This window comes from Streptomyces sp. NPDC092296 (genome assembly GCF_044755465.1).
In the GTDB taxonomy this organism is placed as follows: Bacteria; Actinomycetota; Actinomycetes; order Streptomycetales; family Streptomycetaceae; genus Peterkaempfera.
In genome coordinates, this window is sequence record NZ_JBIVRB010000002.1 from 55,182 (window position 1) to 79,027 (window position 23,846).

The 23,846-nt window shown below is 75.5% G+C and carries 18 protein-coding genes; 12 read left to right on the forward strand and 6 right to left on the reverse strand.

Features of this window, described 5'->3' with window-relative positions:
* The first annotated feature begins 52 nt into the window (after positions 1-52).
* From ACIQGZ_RS08040 to ACIQGZ_RS08060, 5 genes are all read left to right on the forward strand, one after another.
* On the forward strand, positions 53-1,930 hold the full coding sequence (locus ACIQGZ_RS08040) for a methylmalonyl-CoA mutase family protein (protein WP_402600056.1): 1,878 nt from the start codon (positions 53-55) through the stop codon (positions 1,928-1,930).
* Positions 1,930-4,215 (forward strand): methylmalonyl-CoA mutase, encoded by a 2,286-nt coding sequence (scpA, locus tag ACIQGZ_RS08045; RefSeq protein WP_402600057.1) that lies wholly within the window; start codon positions 1,930-1,932, stop codon positions 4,213-4,215. The genes ACIQGZ_RS08040 and scpA overlap by 1 nt, the downstream gene beginning before the upstream one ends.
* A gap of 4 nt (positions 4,216-4,219) precedes the next feature.
* Positions 4,220-5,218 (forward strand): methylmalonyl Co-A mutase-associated GTPase MeaB, encoded by a 999-nt coding sequence (gene meaB / locus ACIQGZ_RS08050; protein ID WP_402600058.1) that lies wholly within the window; start codon positions 4,220-4,222, stop codon positions 5,216-5,218.
* 190 nt (positions 5,219-5,408) lie between these two features.
* Positions 5,409-5,732, forward strand: coding sequence for a hypothetical protein (locus ACIQGZ_RS08055; RefSeq protein ID WP_402600059.1), 324 nt, complete (start codon positions 5,409-5,411; stop codon positions 5,730-5,732).
* A gap of 229 nt (positions 5,733-5,961) precedes the next feature.
* Complete coding sequence (locus ACIQGZ_RS08060) at positions 5,962-7,275, forward strand: PP2C family protein-serine/threonine phosphatase (protein ID WP_402600060.1); 1,314 nt, start codon at positions 5,962-5,964, stop codon at positions 7,273-7,275.
* 30 nt (positions 7,276-7,305) lie between these two features.
* Here the strand turns inward: ACIQGZ_RS08060 and ACIQGZ_RS08065 are convergent, their stop codons facing one another.
* Positions 7,306-7,728, reverse strand: coding sequence for a YchJ family protein (locus ACIQGZ_RS08065; protein ID WP_402600061.1), 423 nt, complete (start codon positions 7,726-7,728; stop codon positions 7,306-7,308).
* 330 nt (positions 7,729-8,058) lie between these two features.
* Here ACIQGZ_RS08065 and ACIQGZ_RS08070 point away from each other — a divergent pair, with 330 nt between their 5' ends.
* From ACIQGZ_RS08070 to ACIQGZ_RS08085, 4 genes are read left to right on the forward strand one after another with little or no spacing between them, the layout of a single operon-like run.
* Positions 8,059-9,105 (forward strand): acyl-CoA dehydrogenase, encoded by a 1,047-nt coding sequence (locus ACIQGZ_RS08070; RefSeq protein ID WP_402600062.1) that lies wholly within the window; start codon positions 8,059-8,061, stop codon positions 9,103-9,105.
* On the forward strand, positions 9,102-9,869 hold the full coding sequence (locus ACIQGZ_RS08075; protein WP_402600063.1) for a PIG-L deacetylase family protein: 768 nt from the start codon (positions 9,102-9,104) through the stop codon (positions 9,867-9,869). Before ACIQGZ_RS08070 ends, ACIQGZ_RS08075 begins: the two co-directional genes overlap by 4 nt.
* Positions 9,866-10,492: a class I SAM-dependent methyltransferase gene (locus tag ACIQGZ_RS08080; RefSeq protein WP_402600064.1), complete on the forward strand. Its 627-nt coding sequence runs from the start codon at positions 9,866-9,868 to the stop codon at positions 10,490-10,492. Before ACIQGZ_RS08075 ends, ACIQGZ_RS08080 begins: the two co-directional genes overlap by 4 nt.
* Entirely contained in the window at positions 10,489-11,190 is a 702-nt protein-coding gene (locus ACIQGZ_RS08085; protein WP_402600065.1) for a glycosyltransferase, read from the forward strand. The genes ACIQGZ_RS08080 and ACIQGZ_RS08085 overlap by 4 nt, the downstream gene beginning before the upstream one ends.
* 109 nt (positions 11,191-11,299) lie before the next feature.
* Here the strand turns inward: ACIQGZ_RS08085 and ACIQGZ_RS08090 are convergent, their stop codons facing one another.
* Together ACIQGZ_RS08090 and ACIQGZ_RS08095 are read right to left on the reverse strand one after the other, a co-directional pair.
* On the reverse strand, positions 11,300-11,884 hold the full coding sequence (locus ACIQGZ_RS08090; RefSeq protein WP_402600066.1) for a GNAT family N-acetyltransferase: 585 nt from the start codon (positions 11,882-11,884) through the stop codon (positions 11,300-11,302).
* A gap of 153 nt (positions 11,885-12,037) precedes the next feature.
* Positions 12,038-12,928, reverse strand: a complete 891-nt coding sequence (locus ACIQGZ_RS08095; RefSeq protein WP_402600067.1) for a Rieske 2Fe-2S domain-containing protein — start codon at positions 12,926-12,928, stop codon at positions 12,038-12,040.
* 890 nt (positions 12,929-13,818) lie between these two features.
* Between ACIQGZ_RS08095 and ACIQGZ_RS08100 the strand changes: the two genes are divergently transcribed.
* A complete protein-coding gene (locus ACIQGZ_RS08100; RefSeq protein WP_402600068.1) occupies positions 13,819-15,255 on the forward strand; it encodes a ricin-type beta-trefoil lectin domain protein in 1,437 nt (478 codons plus the stop codon).
* Between the two features lie 243 nt (positions 15,256-15,498).
* Complete coding sequence (locus tag ACIQGZ_RS08105; protein WP_402600718.1) at positions 15,499-17,655, forward strand: RICIN domain-containing protein; 2,157 nt, start codon at positions 15,499-15,501, stop codon at positions 17,653-17,655.
* A gap of 79 nt (positions 17,656-17,734) precedes the next feature.
* On the opposite strand, the gene ACIQGZ_RS08110 is transcribed toward ACIQGZ_RS08105, so the two are convergent.
* Together ACIQGZ_RS08110 and ACIQGZ_RS08115 are read right to left on the reverse strand one after the other, a co-directional pair.
* A complete protein-coding gene (locus tag ACIQGZ_RS08110) occupies positions 17,735-19,522 on the reverse strand; it encodes an ABC transporter ATP-binding protein (RefSeq protein WP_402600069.1) in 1,788 nt (595 codons plus the stop codon).
* A complete protein-coding gene (locus ACIQGZ_RS08115; protein ID WP_402600070.1) occupies positions 19,519-21,354 on the reverse strand; it encodes an ABC transporter transmembrane domain-containing protein in 1,836 nt (611 codons plus the stop codon). Before ACIQGZ_RS08115 ends, ACIQGZ_RS08110 begins: the two co-directional genes overlap by 4 nt.
* Positions 21,355-21,523: 169 nt before the next feature.
* Between ACIQGZ_RS08115 and ACIQGZ_RS08120 the strand changes: the two genes are divergently transcribed.
* The gene (locus ACIQGZ_RS08120; RefSeq protein ID WP_402600071.1) at positions 21,524-22,294 is read left to right on the forward strand and encodes an AraC family transcriptional regulator; all 771 of its coding nucleotides are present in this window, start codon (positions 21,524-21,526) and stop codon (positions 22,292-22,294) included.
* 143 nt (positions 22,295-22,437) lie between these two features.
* On the opposite strand, the gene ACIQGZ_RS08125 is transcribed toward ACIQGZ_RS08120, so the two are convergent.
* A complete protein-coding gene (locus tag ACIQGZ_RS08125; protein WP_402600072.1) occupies positions 22,438-23,472 on the reverse strand; it encodes an ABC transporter substrate-binding protein in 1,035 nt (344 codons plus the stop codon).
* Positions 23,473-23,846: the final 374 nt, after the last annotated feature.

Genomic DNA, 23,846 nt, shown 5'->3' on the forward strand with positions numbered 1-23,846 from the left:
CACAGCCGCGCCCCCTGCTGATGCCGCGACCCTTTCCCCTAGCCTTCCCCTCATGACGGTCCAGCCCGAAGGGCTCTCCCTGGCCGCCGAGTTCCCGCATGCGTCCCGGGAGCAGTGGCAGCGCCTTGTCGAAGGCGTGCTGCGCAAATCCGGGACGGATGCCCAGGGGGCCGCGGCCGAGGACGCGCTTGCCACCACCCTCCAGGACGGTATTCGTACCCGTCCCCTCTACACCGCGCAGGACGCGCCGCCCGACGCCGGCTACCCCGGGTTCCCGCCGTTCGTGCGCGGCGCCCGGCCGGAGGGCAGCGCGGTGGCCGGCTGGGACGTCCGGCAGCGGCACGCCCACCCGGACGCCCGGCGGACCGCCGAGGCGGTCCTCGCCGACCTGGAGAACGGGGTCACCTCGCTCTGGCTCGCAGTCGGCGGCCCCGAACTGCCCGTCGCCGCACTGCCCGACGCCCTCCAGGGCGTCTACCTCGACCTGGCGCCGGTGGTGCTCGACGCCGGCAGCGAGTTCGAGGCGGCGGCCGAACAGCTGCTGCGGCTGTACGCTGACCGCGAGGTGCCGCCCGGCGCCGTCGCCGGCAACCTGGGCGCCGACCCGCTGGGGCTGGCCGCCCGCACCGGCGAGTACGCCGAGTTGGACCGGCAGCTGGCCGCCGCCGCCGCACTGGCCGGGCGCTGCGTCCGGGAGTACCCGGCGCTGCGCGCGATCACGGTCGACGCCCTGCCGTACCACGAGGCGGGTGCCTCGCCCGCCCAGGAGCTCGGCTGCTCGCTCGCCGCCGGGGTCGGCTACCTGCGGGAGCTGACCGCCGCCGGGCTCTCCGTCGAGCAGGCCTGCGACCGGTTGGAGTTCCGCTACGCCGCCACGGCGGACCAGTTCCTGACCATCGCCACCCTGCGCGCCGCCCGGCGGCTGTGGGCCCGCGTCGCGCAGGCCTGCGGCGCGCCCGCCGCCGGGGCGCAGCGCCAGCACGCGGTGACCTCCCCGGTGATGATGACCCGGCGCGACCCCTGGGTGAACATGCTCCGCACCACCGTGGCCTGCCTGGCCGCCGGGGTCGGCGGCGCCCAGGCGGTGACGGTGCTGCCGTTCGACGCCGCGCTCGGCCGGTCCGACGCCTTCGCCCGGCGGATCGCCCGCAACACCCAGTCGGTGCTGATCGAGGAGTCCCAGCTGTTCCGGGTGGTCGACCCGGCGGGCGGCTCCTGGTACGTCGAGCGGCTCACCGACGAGCTGGCCAGGGCCGCCTGGTCCTGGTTCCAGGAGATCGAGCGGGCCGGCGGCCTGACGGCGGCGCTGCGCTCCGGGCTGGTCGCGGAGCGGCTGGCCGCCACCTGGGAGCAGCGCTCGGCGGAGCTGGCGCACCGCCGTGAGCCGATCACCGGTGTCAGCGAGTTCCCCGCGCTGTCCGAGCAGCCGGTCCGGCGGGAGCCGGCCCCCGCCCCGCTCTCCGGCGGCCTGCCTGTGGTCCGCCGCGACGAGGCGTTCGAGGCGCTGCGGGCCCGCTCCGACGCCCGGCTGGCGGCGACCGGCGCCCGCCCCCGGGCGTTCCTGGCCGCGCTGGGCCCGGCCGCCGCGCACACCGCCCGCGTGACCTTCGCCGCCAACCTGCTCCAGGCGGGCGGAATCGAGCCGGTGCACGACCCGGTGTCGGTCGACGAGACCACCGCCGCCGAGGCGTTCGCCCGCAGCGGCGCCTCGGTGGCCTGCCTCTGCTCCAGCGACGCGCTGTACGCCGAGCGGGGCGAGGCCGTCGCGGCGGCGCTCAAGGAGGCAGGCGCCCGGCGGGTGCTGCTGGCCGGGCGGCCGGGCGAGCGGCGGGAGGATTGGCTGCGAGCCGGGGTGGACGGCTTTGTCTTCGCGGGCTGCGACGCGGTCGGGATTCTCACCTCGACCCTGGACGAGATGGGAGTGGCGTGATGCGGAGCAGCGAGAGCCGGCCGGGGCCGATCCCCGACTTCACCGGGGTGGGCCTCGACCCGGACGGCCCCCCGGCGGCCCAGGACACGGCCGCCCAGGACACGACGGCCCAGGACAACACGACGGCCCAGGTCGACGCCGACCGGTGGCACGCCGCCCTCCGGCAGAGCACCGGCAAGGGCGCCGAGGACCTGGTCTGGGAGACCCCGGAGGGCATCGCCGTCCGGCCGCTGTACACCGGCGCCGACCTGGCCGGGCTGGACTTCCTCGACACCTACCCGGGGATCGCCCCCTATCTGCGCGGGCCGTACCCGACGATGTACGTCAACCAGCCGTGGACGGTCCGCCAGTACGCGGGCTTCTCCACCGCCGAGGAGTCCAACGCCTTCTACCGCCGCAACCTGGCGGCCGGTCAGAAGGGCCTGTCCGTCGCCTTCGACCTGCCCACCCACCGGGGCTATGACAGCGACCACCCCCGGGTGACCGGCGACGTCGGCATGGCGGGCGTGGCCATCGACTCCATCTACGACATGCGGCAGCTCTTCGACGGCATCCCGCTGGACCGGATGACCGTCTCGATGACGATGAACGGCGCGGTGCTGCCGGTGCTGGCGCTGTACATCGTCGCCGCCGAGGAGCAGGGCGTACCGCCGGAGAAGCTGGCCGGGACCATCCAGAACGACATCCTCAAGGAGTTCATGGTCCGCAACACCTACATCTACCCACCGCAGCCGTCGATGCGGATCATCTCCGACATCTTCGCGTACACCTCGCAGCGGATGCCCCGCTACAACTCCATCTCCATCTCCGGCTACCACATCCAGGAGGCCGGGGCCACGGCCGACCTGGAGCTGGCCTACACGCTGGCCGACGGGGTGGAGTACCTGCGGGCCGGTCTGGACGCCGGTCTGGACGTGGACGCCTTCGCGCCCCGGCTGTCGTTCTTCTGGGCGGTCGGCATGAACTTCTTCATGGAGATCGCCAAGCTGCGCGCCGCCCGGCTGCTCTGGGCCAAGCTGGTCAGACGCTTCGAGCCGCAGAACGCCAAGTCGCTGTCGCTGCGCACCCACTGCCAGACCTCCGGCTGGTCGCTGACCGCGCAGGACGTCTTCAACAACGTGGCCCGCACCTGTGTGGAGGCGATGGCGGCCACCCAGGGCCACACCCAGTCGCTGCACACCAACGCGCTGGACGAGGCGCTGGCGCTGCCCACCGACTTCTCGGCCCGGATCGCCCGCAACACCCAGCTGCTGCTCCAGCAGGAGTCGGGCACCGGCCGGGTGATCGACCCGTGGGGCGGCAGCGCGTACGTGGAGCGGCTGACCCACGACCTGGCCCGGCGCGCCTGGCAGCACATCGAGGAGGTCGAGGCGGCCGGCGGCATGGCCAAGGCGATCGACGCGGGCATCCCCAAGCTGCGGGTGGAGGAGGCCGCCGCCCGCACCCAGGCCCGGATCGACTCCGGGCGGCAGCCGGTGATCGGGGTCAACAAGTACCGGGTGGCGGGGGACGAGCAGATCGACGTGCTCAAGGTGGACAACTCCGCCGTCCGCACCCAGCAGATCGAGAAGCTGCGGCGGCTGCGCGCCGAGCGCGACGAGGCGGCCTGCCAGGACGCGCTGTGGGCGCTCACCGCCGCCGCCGAGGCCGGCCACCGCCGCGGCGGCGGCCTGGAGGGCAACCTGCTGGCGCTGGCGGTGGACGCGGCCCGCGCCAAGGCGACCGTCGGGGAGATCTCCGACGCGCTGGAGAAGGTGTACGGACGGCACTCGGGCCGCATCCGTACCATCTCCGGTGTGTACCGCGACGAGGCAGGACCGGCATCCGGGGTGGACCGCACCCGGGCGCTGGTGGCGGAGTTCGAGCGGTCCGAGGGGCGGCGGCCGCGCATCCTGGTCGCCAAGATGGGCCAGGACGGCCACGACCGGGGGCAGAAGGTGATCGCCACCGCCTTCGCCGACCTGGGCTTCGACGTCGACGTGGGCCCGCTGTTCCAGACCCCGGCCGAGGTGGCCCGCCAGGCGGTGGAGGCGGACGTCCACATCGTCGGCGTCTCCTCGCTGGCCGCCGGGCACCTCACCCTGGTGCCCGCGCTGCGTGAGCAGCTGGTCGAGCAGGGCCGGGAGGACATCATGATCGTGGTGGGCGGCGTCATCCCGCCGCAGGACGTCCCGGCGCTGCACGAAGCGGGGGCCGCCGCCGTCTTCCCGCCCGGCACGGTCATCCCGGACGCCGCTTACGAGCTGGTGCGGTCGCTGGCCGCGACGCTCGGCCACGAGATGTGAGGCCATGGCCCCGACCATCGACATCGACGGCTACGCCAAGGGCGTGCTGGCGGGCTCCCGGGCCCATATCGCCCGCGCCATCACCCTGGTGGAGTCCACCAGACCCGACCACCGGGCGCTGGCCCAGCAGCTGCTGATCACGCTGCTGCCGCACTCCGGCCAGGCCCGGCGGGTCGGCGTCAGCGGCGTGCCCGGCGTCGGCAAGTCCACCTTCATCGACGCGCTGGGCACCATGCTCACCGGCCTCGGCCACCGGGTCGCGGTGCTCGCCGTCGACCCGTCCTCCAGCCGCACCGGCGGCTCCATCCTGGGTGACAAGACCCGGATGGAGCGGCTGGCGGTGGACCCCGCCGCCTTCGTCCGGCCGTCGCCCACCGCCGGCACGCTGGGCGGCGTGGCCCGCGCGACCCGGGAGTCGATGGTGGTGATGGAGGCGGCCGGCTATGACGTGGTGCTGGTGGAGACGGTCGGCGTCGGGCAGTCCGAGACCGCCGTCGCGGACATGGTCGACTCCTTCCTGCTGCTCACGCTGGCCCGTACCGGCGACCAGCTCCAGGGCATCAAGAAGGGCGTGCTGGAGCTGGCCGACGTGGTCGCCGTCAACAAGGCCGACGGGCCGCATGAGCGCGACGCCCGCTCGGCCGCCCGCGAGCTGGCCTCGGCGCTGCGGCTGATCCAGGGCCCGGACGCGGCCTGGACCACGCCGGTGCTCACCTGTAGCGCCCACGAGGGCAGCGGTCTGGACACGGTCTGGCAGCGGCTGGAGCAGCACCGGCGGACGCTGGACGCCACCGGGGCGCTGGCCGCCAAGCGCCGTGACCAGCAGGTCGACTGGACCTGGTCGATGGTCCGCGACCAGTTGCTGACCGCGCTGCGCGAGCACCCCGAGGTGCGCCGGGTCGCCCCCGGCCTGGAGGAGCGGGTCAGGGCGGGGACGCTGACCGCCACGCTGGCCGCCGAGCAGCTGCTGCGGGCCTTCCGGGCGTCCGACGGCGGGGGCTGAGCCCTTTTCCCCGGCGGCGGCCACCTTTTGCCTTTTCGGTATGAAATGCACCCTTTTGCTCCGTTGGTCGCCGGGCAGGCTCAACCACTGCGGCCCACTGGCACGCGCCCGCTGAAGCCGCTGGAGGCGGCGGAGGGTTTGCCGGGCACGCACGGGCCGTTCCGCAGATCACGGAAGGAGTGCTGATCCCATGGCAGCGAAGCGTGTGATGCGTTCGTTCGCGGTGGCGGCGGCCGGAGTGATGCTGGCCGGCGGCGCGGCGGTGACCACTGCGGGGGTCGCCTCGGCGGCGCCCCGGACGACGGCCACCACGGCCGCCGTGACCGGCCACCACTACTGCGTCTGGCACCCGGGCTACTGGTACCAGACGTGGTATCCGGGCTACTGGGGCCCGTACGGCGGGTGGCACCCCGGGTACTGGCAGACCCAGTGGCACCCCGGCTACTGGCAGTGCGGCGGCTACGGCCCCGGTAACGGGCCGGGCTCCGGTCCCGGGTACGGCCCCGGGCGCTGACCCGGGCGTTTCGCCGCGCGGCCCCCTGCCGGGGTCGCGCGGTCCCGCGTCGCGGCACCGGCCGCCCGCGTTCCGGACCGGGTGGCATCCGGACTGGGTGGCATCCGGGCTGGATGGCATCCGGATGAGGCTGGGCGGGCCGGTGGGGGATACGGTTGACATAGAGCACAGGTGTGCTGCGACCCGCGGCCGTTGGGGTCCGGGCGGAAACCGGCTGCGGGCGGGTGCGATGGGCGGAGTGGACTTTCCCGCCGGAGTACGACCGGACGGGCTGCCGGAAGCCCTGTCCGACCCGGCGCGGCTGGCCGCGGTGCGGGCGACCGGGCTGCTGGACACGCCGCCGGAGGACGCGTTCGACGACCTGGCCGCGCTGGCGGCGGCCGTCACGGGGGCCGGGCGGGCGTTCGTCACCCTGGTGGACGACCGGCGCTCGTTCTGGAAGGCGTCCGTGGGCGCGGACGCGCAGAGCGCCGCCGAGCGGCAGGTCCCGGTGGCGGAGAGCTTCTGCTACTTCCTGGTCGGCACCGGTGAGCGCCTGGTGGTGGAGGACGCCGCCGCCGACCCCCGTACCCGGCACCACCGCTCGGTCGGGCCGATGAAGATCGGCGCCTGGGCCGGGTACCCCATCCTCGCCCCCGGCGGCGAGGTGCTCGGCAGCTTCTGCGTGGTCGACGAGTACCCCCGCCCCTGGGCGCCGGAGCACCTGACGATGCTGGCCACCCTGGCCCGCGCCGTCGCCGGTGAGATCCACCTGCGCCAGTCGCTGGCCGCCTCCCAGGCCGCGCTGGAAGCCACCGCCGCGCTGGCCCGCACCCTCCAGGACAGCCTGCTGCCCCCGGCGCTGCGCCCGATACCGGGCCTGGAGGCCGCCGCCGACTACCTCCCCGCCTCCGGCGGGGAGACGGTGATCGGTGACTTCTACGACCTCTTCCACGCCAAGGGCCCCTGGTGGTGCATGGTGATGGGCGACGTCTGCGGCCACGGCGTGGAGGCGGCCAAGGTCACCGCGCTGGCCCGCTACACGCTGCGCGCCGAGGCCACCCAGCACATCTCACCGGCCGCCGTGCTGCGGCGGCTGGACGCCGCGCTGTTCGACCAGCGCGGCGCCGAGCGGTTCCTCACCGCCGTGTACGCCACCTTCCGCACCACGGCCGCCGGGGTGTCCGGGCGGCTCTGCACGGCGGGCCACCCGCCGGCCCTGATCCGCAGGGCGGGCGGCCGGGTCCAGCGGGTCGGCCGGACCGGCACCCTGCTCGGCGTGCTGCCCGAGGTCCACCTCACCGATGTGCGCTTCCGGCTGGCGCCGGGCGACGCGCTGCTGCTCTACACCGACGGCGCCACCGAGGCCCGGCCCCGCCGGGGCACCCCGGGTCCCCGCGCCCAGTTCGGGGAGGGCGGCCTCGCCGCCGCCCTGGCCGACTGCCACGACCTGGACGCCGCCGGGATCGTCCGCCACCTGGGCCGGGCGGTCGCCGCCCACACCGGCGGCTGGTCCGGCGACGACACCGCCCTGCTCGCCCTCCGGGTGCCACCCCGCCGCTGACCCCGGGCGGGCCCGGCCGGTCGGAAGTGGTCAGTCGGAAGTGTCGCCGTCGACGTAGAGCCAGCCGCCCTCATGGCGGACGAAGCGGCTGTGCTCGCGCAGTGCGCCCGCCCGGCCGTGCTCGCGGTAGTGGGCGCGGAAGTCGACGGTGCCCTCGTGGTGGAACGGCCCGCCGCCGGTGCAGTCGAGGACCTCCAGCCGCAGCCAGCGCAGCGCCGGGTCGAGCCCGAGGGCGGGCGGCCTGGTCGTGGGGTGCCAGCTGCGGAGCAGATAGCCCTCGTCGCGGACGGCGAACGCGCTGTACCGCGACCGCATCAGCTGCTCCGGGGTCGCCGCCCGGACCTCGCCCCGGTGCAGTCGGCCGCAGCAGTCGTCGTACGCGGCGGGCAGCCCGCAGGGGCAGGCCGCCGGGGTGGCGGGGGTCGGCTGCGGGCGTGGCGTGCGTCGGGACATGGCCCCATTGTGGCGGACGGCCGACCGCACCGGACGGCCGACCGCACCCCGGCCGGAGCCCACCGGCGGGCGATGGGCGACCTGCGGCGGTGGTCAAGCACCTCGCCGTCCTGGACGCCGCCGGGCCGGTGTCCGGCAGCCGGGTCGGCCGCGAGGGTGCGGTACGCCGTACGGCCTGCGGCGCCGGACGCGACCGCGCGGTGGAGGGCGGTGGAGGGCCGCCCTCGCCACCGACCGGGACCGGCGGCCGGCGCACATCGAGCGCACCGCCGGGGCGGCGCCGTTTCCGCCGGGCCGCCCGGGGCAGCCGCGTTCCAGGAGGTCACCACGATGACGGCAGGGCGGCGGAGAGACCCGGTACGCGCGGCGGACCCCGACCTAGAGGTCCACCGGGCGGCCGTGGCGGCGGAGTTCTCCCGGCTGGCGGCGAACGGCGGACTGGACCTGCCGCTGCCGGGGTGCGGCGCGACCCGGCAGCGGTGGTCCGCGCTGACCGCCCTGGCCGAACGCGACCTGGCGCTGGCCCGGCTCGCGGAGGGCCACACCGACGCGCTGGCCATCCTGGCGGAGCTGCGCGCGGCGGGCGTCCCCGACGTCCCCGAGCCGGCCCCCGGTTCGCGCTGGGCGGTCTGGGCCGCCGAGCCGCCCGGTGCCGTCCTGCGCGCCACGCCCGCCCAGGACGGCACCCGGCTGCTCTCCGGCGCCAAGCCGTACTGCTCCGGCGCCCGCGTCTGCACCCACGCCCTGGTGACCGCCCGGGAGGGCGACGCCCGGCGGCTGTACGCGGTCGCGGTGCACCCCGAGCGCGTACGGCCGGTCCCCGGCAGCTGGCCCGCCGCCGGGATGGCCGGCAGCGACACCCTCGACCTCACCTTCGACGCCGCGCCCGCCCTACCGGTCGGCCCGCCCGGCGCCTACCTGGAGCGGCCCGGCTTCCACCACGGCGGCATCGGCGTGGCGGCCTGCTGGTACGGCGGCGCCCGCGCGGTGGCCGCCACCCTGCTGGCCGCCGCCGCGCACCGCGCACCCGAACCGCACACCCTGGCCCACCTGGGCGCCGTGCACGCCCGACTGGAGGCGGCCGACGCGCTGCTGGACCGGGCCGCCGCCGAGACCGACGCCGACCCGGCCGACCGCAAGGGCGGCGCCGCCCGGCGCGCCCTGCTGGTCCGCGCCGCCGTGGAGGACGCCGCCGCCGAGGTGCTGCACCGGGTGGGCCGCGCCCTGGGCGCCGCCCCGCTCGGCCATGACGCCGTACACGCCCGCACCGTCACCGACCTGACCGTCTACCTGCGCCAGCACCACGGCGAGCGCGACCTCGCGGCGCTGGGCGCGGCAGTCGCGCAGACCCGGCGGACCACCCTGGAGGCCGGATGACCCGCCCCGTACGCACCCGCGAGCCCGCCGACCCGATCCAGGCCCCCGGCACCCCCGAGGCCCACTGGGCGGCCTGGCTCGCGTCGGCCGCCCTGCCCGAACTGGACCTCACCGGGCCGCGCGGCGTGCTGCTGGTCGCCGCCCACCCCGACGACGAGGTGCTGGGGCTCGGCGGCACCATTGCCCGGCTCGCCGCCGCCGGGGCCCGGCTGCGGCTGGCCGCCGTCACCGACGGCGAGGCGTCCCACCCGCGGAGCACGGCCCCGGCCGCCCGCGACCTGGCCCGCGTCCGGCGGGCCGAGGCCCGGCGGGCGCTGGACGCGCTGGGCGCGGCGGACACCGAGATCGTTCCGCTGGGCCTGCCGGACACCGGAGTCGCCCGGTACGAGCAGCAGCTCACCGACCGCCTCGCCGGGCTGCTGACCGGCTTCGACCTGTGCGCCGCCCCGTGGAGCGGCGATGTGCACACCGACCACGAGGCCGCCGGCCGCGCCGCCCTGGCCGCCGGTGCCGCCACCGGCGTCCCGGTGCTCCAGTACCCGGTGTGGGCCTGGCACTGGGCCCGCCCCGGCGACCCCCGGGTGCCCTGGCACCGCGCCGCACGGGTGTCGCTGGACGGCGCGGCGGTGGCCCGCAAGCGCGCCGCGCTGGACTGCTTCGCCAGCCAGCTGCTCCCGCTGGGCGACGGCCCGGCGGACGCGCCGGTGCTGCCGCCCGAGGAGGTCGCCCACTTCCTGCGCGACCACGAGGTGGTGCTGCGGTGAACACGCCACCGGAGTACTTCACCGAGATGTACCGGGACGCCGACGACCCGTGGGGCCTGGGGAGCCGCTGGTACGAGCAGCGCAAGTACGCCGTCACCACGGCCTCGCTGCCCCGCCGCCGCTACCGCAGCGCCTTCGAACCGGCCTGCTCGGTGGGCGTCCTCAGCGCCCTGCTGGCCGACCGCTGCGACCGGCTGCTGAGCTGCGACCGCTCCGAGCGGGCCGTCGCCGCCGCCCGCCACCGGCTCGCCGGCCGGCCCGGGGTGCGGGTGGAACGGCTGGTGCTGCCCGCCGACTGGCCGGAGCGGCGGTTCGACCTGATCGTGCTCTCCGAGTTCCTCTACTACTTCGGGGCGGCCGACGCCGACGACCTGCTGCGCCGCGCGGTGGACTCGCTGGAGCCGGGCGGCACGCTGCTGGCCGTGCACTGGCGGCGCCCGGTGGCCGAGCACGCCCAGCAGGGCGAGGCCGTCCACCGGGCGGTACGGGCCGTCCCCGGGCTGGTCCGGATCGCGGGCCACCAGGAGCCGGACTTCCTGCTGGACGTCCTGATCCGGACCGGCTCCCCGGCGGAGGCCGGGCCGGAGTCCCTGTCGGTGGCGGCGGCCGAGGGGCTGGCGTGATCCGCGCGGTGGCCGTCGTGGTACCCGCCCACGACGAGGAGCGGCTGCTCGGCGGCTGCCTGGAGTCGGTACGCCGGGCGGCCGCCCATCCCCGGCTGCGCGGCCTGCCGGTCACGACCGTGGTCGCCGCCGACAGCTGCCGGGACGCCACCGCCGAGGTGGCGCGCGGCCACGGCGCCACCGTGCTGGAGGTCGCCGCCCGCAGGGTGGGGGCGGCCCGGTCGCTGGCCACCGGCCATGTGCTGGCCCGGCTGACCGGGCCGGGCGGGGCGCTGCGGGCGGCGGAGGTCTGGCTGGCGCACACCGATGCCGACTCCCGGGTGCCAGCGGACTGGCTGGCCCACCAGCTGGACCTGGCCGAGGCGGGGTTCCACGCCGTGGTGGGCCTGGTCGAGGTCGCGGACTGGTCGGAGCACCCGGCGGGCGTGGCCGAGCGCTTCCACCGCCGCTACCACGGGTACCCGGGGGAGCAGCCGCACCCGCATGTGCACGGCGCCAACCTGGCGGTCCGGGCCGACGCCTACACGGCGGCGGGCGGCTTCCCGCCGCTGGCGGTGGGGGAGGACCACGCCCTGGTGGCGGCGCTGGAGGCCGCGGGCCGCCGCATCCACCGCACCGAGACCCACCCCGTCCGCACCTCCGCCCGCCGCACTCCCCGCGCCCCCCACGGCTTCGGCGACCTGCTGCTCACCCTCTGACCCCGCACCGGCCCCGCCGTCCGGGCAGCAGCGGCCCGGGACGTCGGCGGACTGCTCGCACCGGCCGCAGTGGTTCCCGCGAACGGGACCGGTCCCGCCCGCCGGAGGATCAGCGGTCGGGCATCCGTCCGCTGTTGGCAGCGGCGGTCACGGCGGAGGGGCCGGGGAAGTCCTCCGGCAGGGCATCCATGATCAATTCGTCGGTGGGCTCCCCGAGCCAGTAGCCGGACTTCCGCAGCCGTCCGGACGGGCGGAACCCGGCCTTCTCATAGGCGGTGATCCCGGCGCGGTTGGGCTTCAGCACCTTCAGCCACACCATGCGCAGTGCGGCCAGGTGGAACGCCCAGTCGAGCGTGAGCCGGGCCGCCTCTGCGGCGTACCCTTTCCCCCGCTCGCCCGGGGCGAGGACGATCACAAACTCGGCCGTGCGCACATAGGTGTCGACCTCCAGGACGGTCATGCCCACGGCTGCCGCGTCCGCCAGCCGCACCACCTCGAACTGCTGGTAGCGATCGTTGCCGCGCTGGCGCTCGTACCCGGCGGCCCGGACCTCCCACGACTGCGCCCACTGCTTGCCGTACCCCAGGACCGTCCGGGGGTCGTTCTCCCACTTGTGGTACTCGGGCAGCATGTCCTGGCGGGGCATGCCAAGGGCGAGCCTTTCGCCCGTCAGGAGAATATGCGGGTCGCTCATGTCTTACTCCCTTGCGGCCCGGGTCGGCCCGGGTCCGTCTGGCGTGTGGGTGGCAGGGCTCTCGCCCGCCGCAAACCGGTCCCTCGTACGGGCGCGCTCCAGCGCGGAGCCGGGGACCGAAACCCCTTGTGTGTCAGCGAGTCCCGGGCCACCTCACCCCGCCCCGGGCAGCCGCACCTCCACCGTCCCGTCGGGCGTCACCCGGCTGTCGAAGGCCGGCTGCGGCGCCGTCGCCGGGCCCCGGACGACCGCGCCGTCCGCCAGGCGGAAGACGCTCCCGTGCCAGGGGCACTCCACGCACCCGTCCTCGACCGTCCCCGCCGAGAGCGGCCCGGAGAAGTGGCTGCACCGGTCCGCCAGCGCCTGTACCTGGCCGCCCGGCTGACGCACCACCAGCACCGGCACCTCCCCGACCGCCCGCCGCACCGCCTCCCCGGCCGGGAAGTCCTCCATCCGCCCGATCGGATGCCACCCCGGCTCCACCAGGTGCGGCACCGGCTCCGCCTTGTTGGCGCCCGCCGCCTGCCGGTACGAGAGGTGGCCGCCGAGCAGGCCGCCCGCGCCCGCCGCCGCCAGCCCGGCGAACCCCAGCGCGCGGCCGAGTCCGCTGCGCCCCCGGGAGCGGGCCGCCCAGGAGCCCGCGTACAGGCCGAGGGCGAGCGTGTTGGAGGCGGCGTGCACCAGACCGGTACGCAGTTGCTGCTCGTGCTGCTCCGCCCAGTCGGCCAGCCCGGCGAGCGCGGTGGGCAGCGCCGCGACGACGCCCACCGCCACCAGCACCTTCGCCTCGCGCGCCGAGCCGGGCAGCAGGTCCAGGACGGCGGCGGACACCCAGGCTCCCAGCGGGACCTGGACCAGCGCCGGGTGCAGGGGGTGGCCGAGCCAGGTGCCGTGCAGTACGTCGCGGAACCGGCCCAGCGGCATGGCCCGTACCGCGTCCCGCACCGGTTCAACATAGCGGTCGAGCGTTTCGGCCTCGCCGAGCGCGTCCATCGCCCGCAGGGTGGTGGCCGGCAGTCCGGAGGTCGCCTTCATGAGCCGCATATCCGGCAGATTACCGTAAATCAGACAGGGAAACCCGCCTTGCGCCGGGAGGGCCCGTGTCCGCTCCCGATGGACGGAGTCGCCGCAACCGGCGGAAACCGCCCGGGAGGTGACGGAGGTGACGGAGGTGACGGCGGCGCGGAGACCGTGCGCCGGGCACGCCTGGTGCACGACGGGGGCGGCCGGTCCCGGCTCCGCAACCGAAACCCGGGCACGGTGCTCGGGGCGGACGGGGAGTCGACTGCCGACAGCGCGTGCGGGCGCGGGTGTGCTGACAGTGGCCCCGCCGGCCACCGGTCGCGGCTCGCCCCGCCGCCCATGCGACCGGCCGGGGTCCGGGGACCGCGCTGCTCAGCGCGGAACTTCCGCACTCTTGAGCGCATGCGTCGCGTTCAGAAGGTGAAGCTAGCGGCCGAAGGTGAACATGTCAACCATTCCCTGGGTCGCCGCCCCCGCACGGATGTTTCAGGGGGGAACTGGCGGCGGCGCAGTGACGGTTGAGGATGGGTCTGGATTTGCTTCCTGGACGTGAGGTCTTGACGTGCCCGCTGAAGGGCCCTAACTTCACGACTCAGAAAAAGGTGTAGACCACAGTCCCCTCCCCACCCCCTCCCAACCCGGCGGGCCGGGTGCATCGCAGATCAGCGCCGTGACGGCGGCCGGTCGGCGGTCCCCCGACGCACCCGGACCCGCCGCCGCGCACCGCCGACCGCGCTGACCGGCCTGCCGCAGTGACCGGCAGGCCGGGCCGCTGCGGCTGCCTGCCCACGTTCACCTTGTGAAGGAATCGCTCAGCCTTTCGGCGGCACCGCGCGACCGACCGCACCCCTCGTCCGGCCCCCTCGTCTGCACCCCACCCCCACCTCGCCCCCACCACGAGGAGAATCGCCATGCCCCGCCAGCCCTCCCGTGCCGTCGCGGCCGCCGCCGCGCTGCCGACCCTGATCGCCGGCCTGCTGCTCGGCAGCGGTTCGCCCGCCGCCGCTGCGGCCGCCGCCGGACCCGGCTTCCCCGCCCACTACGCCGCGCCGTACGTCGAGGTGTGGAACTCGCCGTCGGCCATGGCCAACGCCCGTGCGGCGACCGGCCTGAAGTACTTCACCCTCGCCTTCGTGATCAACGGCGGCGGCAGCTGCAACGCCACCTTCAACGGCGACACCGCCATCACCGACTCCGGCTGGACCAGCGCGATCAACACCCTGCGCGCCGCCGGCGGCGATGTCATCGCCTCCTTCGGCGGCGCCTCGGGCACCGAGCTGGCGAAGGCGTGTACCACCGTCGCCTCGCTGGAGGCGCAGTACAAGAAGGTGATCGACACCCTCAACCTGACCCGGGTCGACCTGGACATCGAGGGCTCGACGCTCGACGACACCACGACCAACGACCGACGCAACCAGGCGCTGGCCGAACTCCAGCAGCAGTACGCGGCATCCGGCAGGCAGCTGGCCGTGGACTACACCCTGCCGGTGAGCCCCAGCGGCCTGGAGTCCAACGCGCTCAGCCTGCTGAACAACGCCAAGAGCCGGGGCCTGAACGTCAACCTGGTCAACATCATGACCATGGACTACGGCTCCCCGATGGACATGGGCCAGGCCGCCGTCAACGCCGCCAACGGCCTGCACACCCAGCTCGGCCAGATCTGGACGTCCAAGTCCTCCGACCAGCTGTGGGCCATGGAGGGCAACACCCCCATGATCGGCGTCAACGACACCACCAGCGAGGTGTTCAGCACCGCCAACGCCACGCAGTTGGAGTCCTTCGCCGCGCAGCACGGCATCCAGCAGCTGTCCTACTGGGCGCTGGGCCGCGACAAGGCGTGCTCCAGCAACGGCACGCTCTCCAGCACGTGCAGCGGCACCTCGCAGAGCGCGTACCAGTTCGCCTCGATCTTCAACCAGCTCACCGGCAGCACCACCCCCGGCGGCGGTGGCGGCTCCGCGCCCACCGGCCGGATCAGCGGGTACGGCGGCAAGTGCGTGGACGTGGCTGCCGCGAGCACCGCCAACGGCACCGCCGTGCAGTTGTACGACTGCAACGGCACCGCCGCGCAGAACTGGACGATGGCCGCCGACGGCTCGGTGCAGGCGCTCGGCAAGTGCATGGACGTCACCTCCGCCGGCACCGCCAACGGCACCAAGGTGCAGCTGTACGACTGCAACGGCACCGGCTCGCAGAAGTGGACGTACACCTCCGGCCACGACCTGGTGAACCCGCAGTCCGGCCGCTGCCTGGACGCCACCGGCCCCAGCTCGGCCAACGGCACCCGGCTCCAGATCTGGGACTGCACCGGCGCCGCCAACCAGAAGTGGACCGTCCCCACCTCCTGACCGGCTCCGCCCGCACCCGACCGCGCACCGCCCGGGGCCGCCCCGCCCGGCCGGCCCCGGGCCCGCGCGGCCACCTCACCAGAGCCGCACCCCCCAGACCCGCAGCTCCCAGAGCCGCAGCCCCCAGACCCGCAGCCCCCGATCCGCCGGTCCCCATCGGCGGCCCAGGAGGAATCCGTGACACCCCACGCGCCGGCCCCCACCCGCCGCAGAAACCGCCCCCGGCAGCGCACCGCCCCGCTGCTGGCCGCCCTCACCCTGTGCGCCCCGCTCGGCGCCGCCGTCGCGCTGGCCCCCGCCGCCCAGGCCGCGACGCTGCCCGCCGGCTGGACCACGGTGGTCAGCAGCAACAGCGGCAAGTGCGTGGACGCGGCAGCCGCCGCCACCGCCAACGGCACCGCCGTCCAGCAGTACGCCTGCAACGGCACCGCCGCCCAGCAGTGGCAGTTCCAGCCCACCGACAGCGGCTATGTCCGGGTCGCCAACCGCAATGACGCCGCCCAGGTCTGGGACGTCACCGACGTCTCCACCGCCGACAGCGCCAAGGTGCAGCTGTGGACGTACGGCGGCGGCGCCAACCAGCAGTGGCAGCCGGTCGCGGAGTCCGGCGGCAGCTACCACTTCGTCAACCGCAACAGCGGCAAGTGCCTGGACGTGCCCAGCGCCTCCACCGCCGACGGCGCGCGCCTCCAGCAGTACACCTGCAACGGCACCGCCGCCCAGTCCTTCACCCTGGGCAGCACCGACACCCCGCCACCGCCCGGCACCCCGGACTTCGGCCCCAATGTCTCGGTCTTCGACCCGTCGATGTCCACCGCGACCATCCAGAACCGGCTCAACCAGGTCTTCGGCCAGCAGGAGCAGAACCAGTTCGGCTCCGCCCGCTACGCGCTGCTGTTCAAGCCCGGCAGCTACAACGTCGACGCCAACGTCGGCTTCTACACCCAGGTGGCCGGCCTGGGCCTGTCGCCCGACGACGTCACCATCAACGGCGCGGTGCACGCCGAGGCCGACTGGTTCCAGGGCAACGCCACCCAGAACTTCTGGCGGGACGCCGAGAACCTCTCCGTCAACCCCGCCTCCGGCACCGACCGCTGGGCCGTCTCCCAGGCCGCGCCCTACCGCCGGATGCACGTCCGGGGCAACCTCCAACTGGACGACGGCGGCTGGTCCAGCGGCGGCTTCATCGCGGACTCCAAGATCGACGGCCAGGTGCGCTCCGGCTCCCAGCAGCAGTGGCTCTCCCGCAACACCCAGTGGGGCAGCTGGACCGGCTCCAACTGGAACATGGTCTTCGTCGGCGACGTCAACGCCCCCGCCACCAGCTTCCCCAACCCGCCCTACACCACCGTGGCGCAGTCCCCGGTGACCCGGGAGAAGCCGTTCCTGTACGTGGACGGCTCCGGCGCGTACCGGGTCTTCGTACCCGCGCTGCGCAGCAACACCCAGGGCGCCAGCTGGTCGTCCGGCAGCACCGCCGGGACGTCGCTGCCGATCGACCAGTTCTTCATCGTCAAGCCCGGCGCCACCGCGGCCGACATCAACGGCGCGCTGGGCCAGGGCAAGAACCTGCTGTTCACCCCGGGGGTCTACCACCTCAACCAGACCGTCGACATCACCCGCCCGGACACCGTGGTGCTCGGCCTGGGCCTGGCCACCCTGGTCCCGGACAACGGCATCACCGCCATGACGGTCGCGGACGTGGACGGCGTCAAGGTCGCCGGGCTGCTGTTCGACGCGGGGAGCGTCAACTCCCCGGTGCTGATGCAGGTCGGCCAGTCCGGCGCCACCGCCCGGCACACCGCCGACCCGACCTCGCTGCACGACGTGTTCTTCCGGATCGGCGGCGCGGGCGTCGGCAAGGCCACCCAGAGCCTGGTGGTCAACAGCTCCGACGTGATCGGCGACCACATGTGGCTGTGGCGCGCCGACCACGGCAGCGGCGTCGGCTGGACCAGCAACACCGCCGCCAACGGCCTGATCGTCAACGGCTCCAATGTCACCATGTACGGCCTGTTCGTGGAGCACTACCAGCAGAGCCAGGTGATCTGGAACGGCAACGGCGGCCGCACCTACTTCTTCCAGAACGAGATGCCCTACGACCCGCCGAACCAGTCCGCCTGGATGAACGGAGCCACCAAGGGCTACCCGGCCTACAAGGTGGCGGACTCCGTCACCAGCCACGAGGCGTGGGGCCTGGGCAGCTACTGCTACTTCAGCAGCAACCCGGCCGTGGTCGCGGAGCACGCCTTCGAGGTGCCGAACGCCTCCGGGGTGCGGTTCCACGACATGGTGACCGTCTCGCTGGGCGGCACCGGCACCATCAACCACGTGATCAACAGCACCGGAGCGGCCGTCAACACCTCCCACCAGGTGACCGACCTGGTCGCCTTCCCGTAGAGCCCCCCCGACCGGGGGAAACCCCGGCCGACCGCGCGAGCCTGGTCGCGCGGCCGGCCGGGGCCTCGCTGCGTCTGCGTCACCCCCCGGCCGCCCCCGGCCCGTGCGCCCGGCCGGACCAGGCCGACCACAGGGCCGCGTACCGGCCGCCCGCCGCGAGCAGCGCGTCATGCGGGCCGTCCTCCACCACCCGGCCCGCCTCCAGCACCACCACCCGGTCGGCGGTGGCCGCCTGGGCCAGCCGGTGCGCGACCACCAGCGCGGTACGGCCGCGCAGGATCTCCCGGGCCGCCGCCTCCAGCACCCGGGCCCCCTCGCTGCCCGCCTCGGCCGCCGCCTCGTCCAGCACCGCCACCGGCGGATCGGCCAGCGCCAGCCGGGCCAGCGCCAACTGCTGCGCCTGCACCGGCGTCAGCCGGACCCCGCCCGCGCCGACCACCGTGTCCAGCCCCTGCGGCAGCGCCGCCGCCCACGCCAGGGCACCGGCCCGCTCCAGGGCGGCCCGCAGCTCGGCCTCGGCCGCGTCCGGGCGGGCCAGCCGCAGATCCTCCGCCAGCGGCCCGGCGAAGACATGGGTGTCCTGGTCCAGCAGGAACACGGCGGGCCGGCCGGTGCCGTCCCGGGCGTCCGGCGGAGCGCCGCCCACCTCGACCCGGCCGCCGGTCGGCGGATGCGTCCCCGCGACGATCCTGGCCAGGGTGGACTTGCCCGCGCCGCTGGCGCCGACCAGGGTGACCTGCTCGCCGGGGGCGAGGTCCAGGTCGATGCCGTCCAGCACCGGGCGGCCCGCCCGGTAGGCATGGCTGACCCCGCGCACCCGCACCCGGGGCGCCGCCGTACGGGCGGTGACCTGCGGCGGCTCCGGCTGCCCGTCCGGCGGCAGCTCGGCCGCGCCCACCAGCCTGGCCAGCGCCGCACCCGCCTCCTGCACCGAGGAGACCAGGGCCAGCAGCGCGTTCACCGGGTCGAACAGCCGGATGAACAGCAGCGCGGCCGAGGTCGCCGCGCCCAGCCCCACCCCGCCCGAGTGCACCAGCCAGAACCCGGTGGCCAGGATCATCCCCAGCCCGGTGAACTCCGCCGCGTTGAGCCGCCCGTAGAACCGCGACCGCAGCGTGGTGGCCCGGACCGCCAGGTCCATCGCCTGCGCCGACCGCTCCGCCACCCGCCGGGTGTGCTCCTCGCCCAGCCGGAACACCCGGACGGTGGCCGCACCCCCGATCGACTCCAGCAGCTGCTGGGCGCGCTCGCCCCCGGCCACCCGCTGCGCCGCGTACAGCGGGCCCGACCGGCGCAGGTACCAGCGGAGCGTCGCCGCCTGGATCGGCAGCGCGCACAGCCCGGCCACCGCGAACCGCCAGTCCAGCACGGCCAGCCCCAGCGCGGTGAAGCCGATGGTCAGCGCGGCGCCCGCGAAGTCCGGCAGCGAGCCGCGCACCGCGGCGGCGACCACGGACACATCGTCACCGACCCGCGCCGCCAGGTCCCCCGAACCGGCCTGCTCGATCCGCCGCGAGGGCAGCGCCAGGACCCGCCCGACCACCCGCTCCCGCAACCGGGCGAGCGCGCTCTCCCCGACCTGCGCGACCAGGGTGCGCCCGGCCGTGGCCAGCGCCGCCTGCGCCGCCGCCGCGCCCAGCAGCACGGCCGCCGCCGGGACCAGCCGCCCGGCGCCGCCGCCGTGCTGCACCGCGTCCACGATCCGGCCCAGCGCCAGCGGCCCGGCGAGCCCGACGGCGGCCTCGGCGAGCACGGCCAGTACGGCTGCCAGCGCCGGCCGCAGCCGCGGGCGGAGCAGTTCGGCGGCGACCTGCCGGGTACGGGCGGGAGTGGCGACGGGCAGCAGGGTCCGCCCCGTCCCGCTCATGCGAGCACCACGCCCCGGTAGCGGGCGTCCGCCACGGCCAGCACGGCGTGCGGCGCGTCGGCGGCCACCGTGCCGTCCGCGAGCAGCACCACCCGGTCGCAGCCCGCCAGCAGCATCGGGCTGGAGGTCACCAGCACGGTGCTGCGGTCCGCGCGCAGCGCCCGTACGCCGTCGGCTATGCGGGCCTCGGTCACCGTGTCCACGGCGGTGGTGGGTTCATGCAGCACCAGCACCGGGGGGTCGGCCCGCAGCGCGCGGGCCAGCGCGATCCGCTGGCGCTGGCCGCCGGAGAGGAAGGCGCCGCGCTCACCGATCCGGGTCAGCGGCCCCTCGGGCAGCGCCGCCACGAACTCGTCGGCGGCAGCGGCGGCCAGCGCCCGTTCGTCCGCGACCTGTCCATCGGGGGCGCGGTCCTCGTCGCCGGTGCGGAGGTTGTCCAGGACGGTCCCGTCGAAGAGGCACGGGTCGTGCGGCGCGACCAGCAGGGCCGCCCGCGCCGCACCGGGGAGCAGCGTGCCCAGCGGCGCGCCGTCCAGCCGGACCGTGCCGGCGGATGGCACCGCGTCACCGGACAGGCAGGCGAGCAGGTCGGCCGCCTCGGCCGGGTCGGGGGCGACGACGCCCAGGTGCTCGCCCGGGGCCAGGTCGAGGCTGAGGCCGCGCAGCCGCCCGCAGTCGACCCCGTCCAGCCGCAGCGCCCCGGCGACCGGCTGCGGCAGCGCCGCCGTGCCGCCGCTCGCCGCCGGGCGGGCGTCCAGCACCGTGGCGACCCGGCGGGCGGAGGCGCGGGCGCGGGCCAGGCTCGGGCCCACCGACAGCAGGGTCTGCGCCGGACCGATCAGGAACTGGCACAGGCCGACACAGGCGATCAGCTCGCCCAGCCCGATCCGCCCGGCCATCGCCAGCCGCCCGGCCACCAGCGCGACCGTGGCCACCAGCGCCCCGGCCAGCAGCAGCGCGCCGCCGTCCAGCAGCGCCTCCGAGCGGGCCGCCGCGACGGTGGCCCGCAGGCTGGTCCGGCTGGCCCGCCGGTAGCGGTCGTACGCGGGCCGCTCCGCGCCCAGGCCCTTGAGCACCCGCAGGCCGCCGACGAAGTCCACCGCCGTGCCCGCCGCGCCGGCCGCCGCCGCCTGCTCGGCCGCGCCGCGCCGCTCCAGCGGGCGGCCCAGCCGGTCGACGGCGGCCAGCAGCAGCGGCGTACCGACCAGCACGATCAGCCCGAGCAGCACCGAGGTGCGCAGCAGCAGCACCGCGCCCAGGCCCAGCGCGGCCAGTGCCCCGGCGGTGGCGGCGACCACCGCGTTGAACCGGCCGACCTGCTGCGCGTCGGAGGTGGCCACGCCCAGCAGTTCGCCGGGCAGCCGGTCGCGGTCGGCGCCGCCGCGCGGGTCCAGCAGCCGGGCGGCCAGCGACACCCGCAGGGTGTGGGCGGCGCCCTCCGCAGCGCGGGTGACCGCGCGGGAGCCGAAGCGGAAGCAGAGCGAGAGCGCCGCGAAGTCCAGTGCCAGCACGCCGAGCCAGAGCAGCAGCGAGCCGCCGGAGCCGCCGTCGACCGCCCGGTCCACCACGGCGCCGACCAGCACGGCCACCATGGCCTCGCCCGCCTGGTGGCCACAGCTGAGCAGCACTCCGGCGGTCAGCGCGCGGGCCTGGCCGCGTGCGGCGGCGGCCAGCAGCGCGTTCGGCCCGCGCGGCGGGTCGGCGGGCTCCCCGGCGGGCCCCCCGGCGGCTGGTTCGGCTGCGACCCGTACGGCTTCGCCGGGCTGCGGCGTACCGGTCGGTGCGCGGTCGGTGCCCTGGCTCCCGGCGGCGCCGGGGGCGGTGTGCGGCATGGACGGTGGTCCCTTCGGTCAGTCGCGGATCGGTCGCGGATCGGTCGCGGATCGGTCGCGCTGTGGCTCTGCGTGGGCTCCGCGTGGGCTCTGCATGGGCTCTGCATGGGCTCTGCTTGGGAGGCTAGGGGGCCGACAGAGTGACGGGAATGCGATACGGTGCCGTGCCATGTCGCCCAACGGACAGACTGCGGCCACCGCCCCCACCCCCGACAGTGCGATCTGCGTACGGAACTTCGACATGTACCGGGGCCAGCGGTTCGGGCTGCACGACCACGACACCCACCAACTGGCCTGGGCGCCGATCGGCGTGCTGACCGTGGACATAGGGGACCGCTCCTGGGTGCTGCCCCCGACGCTGGCGCTCTGGATACCGGCGGGAGTCCGGCACAGCACCACGGCCGGCCGCCCCGCGCTGATGCGCAGCGTCTACCTGCCGCCCGCCCGCTGCCCCGTCGCCTGGACCGAGCCCACCGTGGTCGCGGTCGGCCCGCTGCTGCGCGAGCTGATCGTGCACCTGGCGGACCCCGCCCCGCCGTCCGCCGCCCGGAGCCGCGCCGAGGCGGTCCTGTTCGACCTGCTGCGGCCGGTCGGGGTGACCACCATCGATGTGCCGATGCCGGTCGACGAGCGGGCCCGCCGGGTGGCGCAGGCACTGCTCGCCCACCCCGCCGACCCGAGGGGGCTGGAGGACTGGGGGCGCGAGGTCGGCGCCAGCGCCCGGACGCTGGCCCGGCTGTTCTCGGCCGAGACCGGCATGCCGTTCGGCCGCTGGCGCACCCGGGCCCGGCTGAAGGCCGCGCTGGAGTACCTGGCGGTGAACCGGCCGCTGGTGGCGGTGGCCCGGCAGGTCGGGTACAGCACGCCCAGCTCGTTCGTGGCTGCCTTCCGGGCGGAGACCGGGCGGACCCCCGGCGCGTACTTCGCCGCCACGCCCTGAGCCGTGACCCGCCGAGCTGTGCCCCGCCCAGCCGTGACCCGCCCAGCCGTGACCCGCCCAGCCGCGCCCTTCCGGTCCCCGGCCCGGCCCCGGGCCGTCCGCTGCTCCGGCCGCACCCGGCGGCCGGAGCACGCGCGGGATGGTCACAGCTGCTTGAGGGCGCTCTCGAAGTCGTCCAGCGCCATCAGCGCCTCGCTGTACCCGGCGGGCAGGAAGGCCACACTGCCGAACAGGCGGTGCTCCCGGGCGGCGGGCAGCCGCTGGAAGGACTTCTGCGCGAACAGCTTGGGGCCCAGGTTGGCGGGCTGCCCGTCATTGGTCGTGTAGTAGAAGATCGCGTCGGCGTCGGCCAGCCGGCTGCCCACCAGCTCATAGGAGACCGACTCCTGGACGATGCCCCGGCCGCTGGCGGTCGCGAACCGCGCCCCGGCGTCGGCCAGGATGCCGCCGATCGGGGACCCGGTCCCGTACAGCCACCACTGCCCCTCGTCGAAGCCGCCCTGGAGCAGGTCCCAGCGGTAGCGGGCCAGCTGCTCGGCGTACTGCTGCTTGATGCCGGCGGTCCGCTCGCTGTAGCGCTTCTTCAGCGCGTCGAGCGCCGTCGGGACGCCGAGCACCTCGGCGGTGGCGTCGGCCATGTCGCGCCACGGGGCCTTGGACTTGCTGAACGGCAGCACCACCGTCGGGGCCAGCTTGGTCAGCTGCGCGTACGGCAGGTCGGACTGAGCGTCGATGGCCAGGATCAGGTCCGGCTCCAGGGCGGCGACCTTCTCCACCTGGATGGCGCCGCCGACCCCGTCGGAGACCTTGGCGATGGGCCGCCACCGGTCCAGGTACGGCTTGGCGACGTACTGCTCGCCCGCGTTGAAGACACCGATCGGGGTGATCCCGAGATCGAACATCGCGCCCATCGGGAAGTCGTTGAGGGCCACCACGCGCTTGGGCTGGTCCGGCACCCGGATCTTCCCCTTGGTGCTGTCGACCAGCCGGGTGGCGGCGCCGGAGCTCTTGGCCGACGCGGCGGCACCGCCTGAGGAGCCGCCCGAGGAGCCGCCGGAGCCGCAGGCGGCCAGCCCGAACAGCGCGGCGGTGCCCGCCGCCGCGCCGAGCAGGCCGCGTCGGGACAGGCCGCCGGACGGCAGGGGGCGGGGGCGCGGCGGGGTGGGGGGCTGGTGCACGGGATTCCTCCAGAGGGGGCGCGGCGGGGTACTCCCACCACGGCGGAGCATGGCCGATGGGCTACTTAGGCTTGCCTAACTATGGCTAGCCTAAGTGCCCTCCGCCGGAGAAAAATCCGCAGCCGGACACCGCATCGCCCGATCCGGCCACGCGGCCGGGTCGGCCGCCGTCGCGGATTGGCCGTCAACTCCCGCGTCCGACCGGGCGACTTGGGGAATCCCCGGCCGCTGCGGGCGGTCGGCACTCATGCGGCGGACCGGGGTGCGGCTGTCCGTCTCGCGACATGACTTGGCCGCCGCAGGGCGCCGCAGGGTCGCCGGCCGGGCTGTCCGGGGTGCCCGGCTGGCGAAGGCGGGCTTGCGGTTAGGTTAGC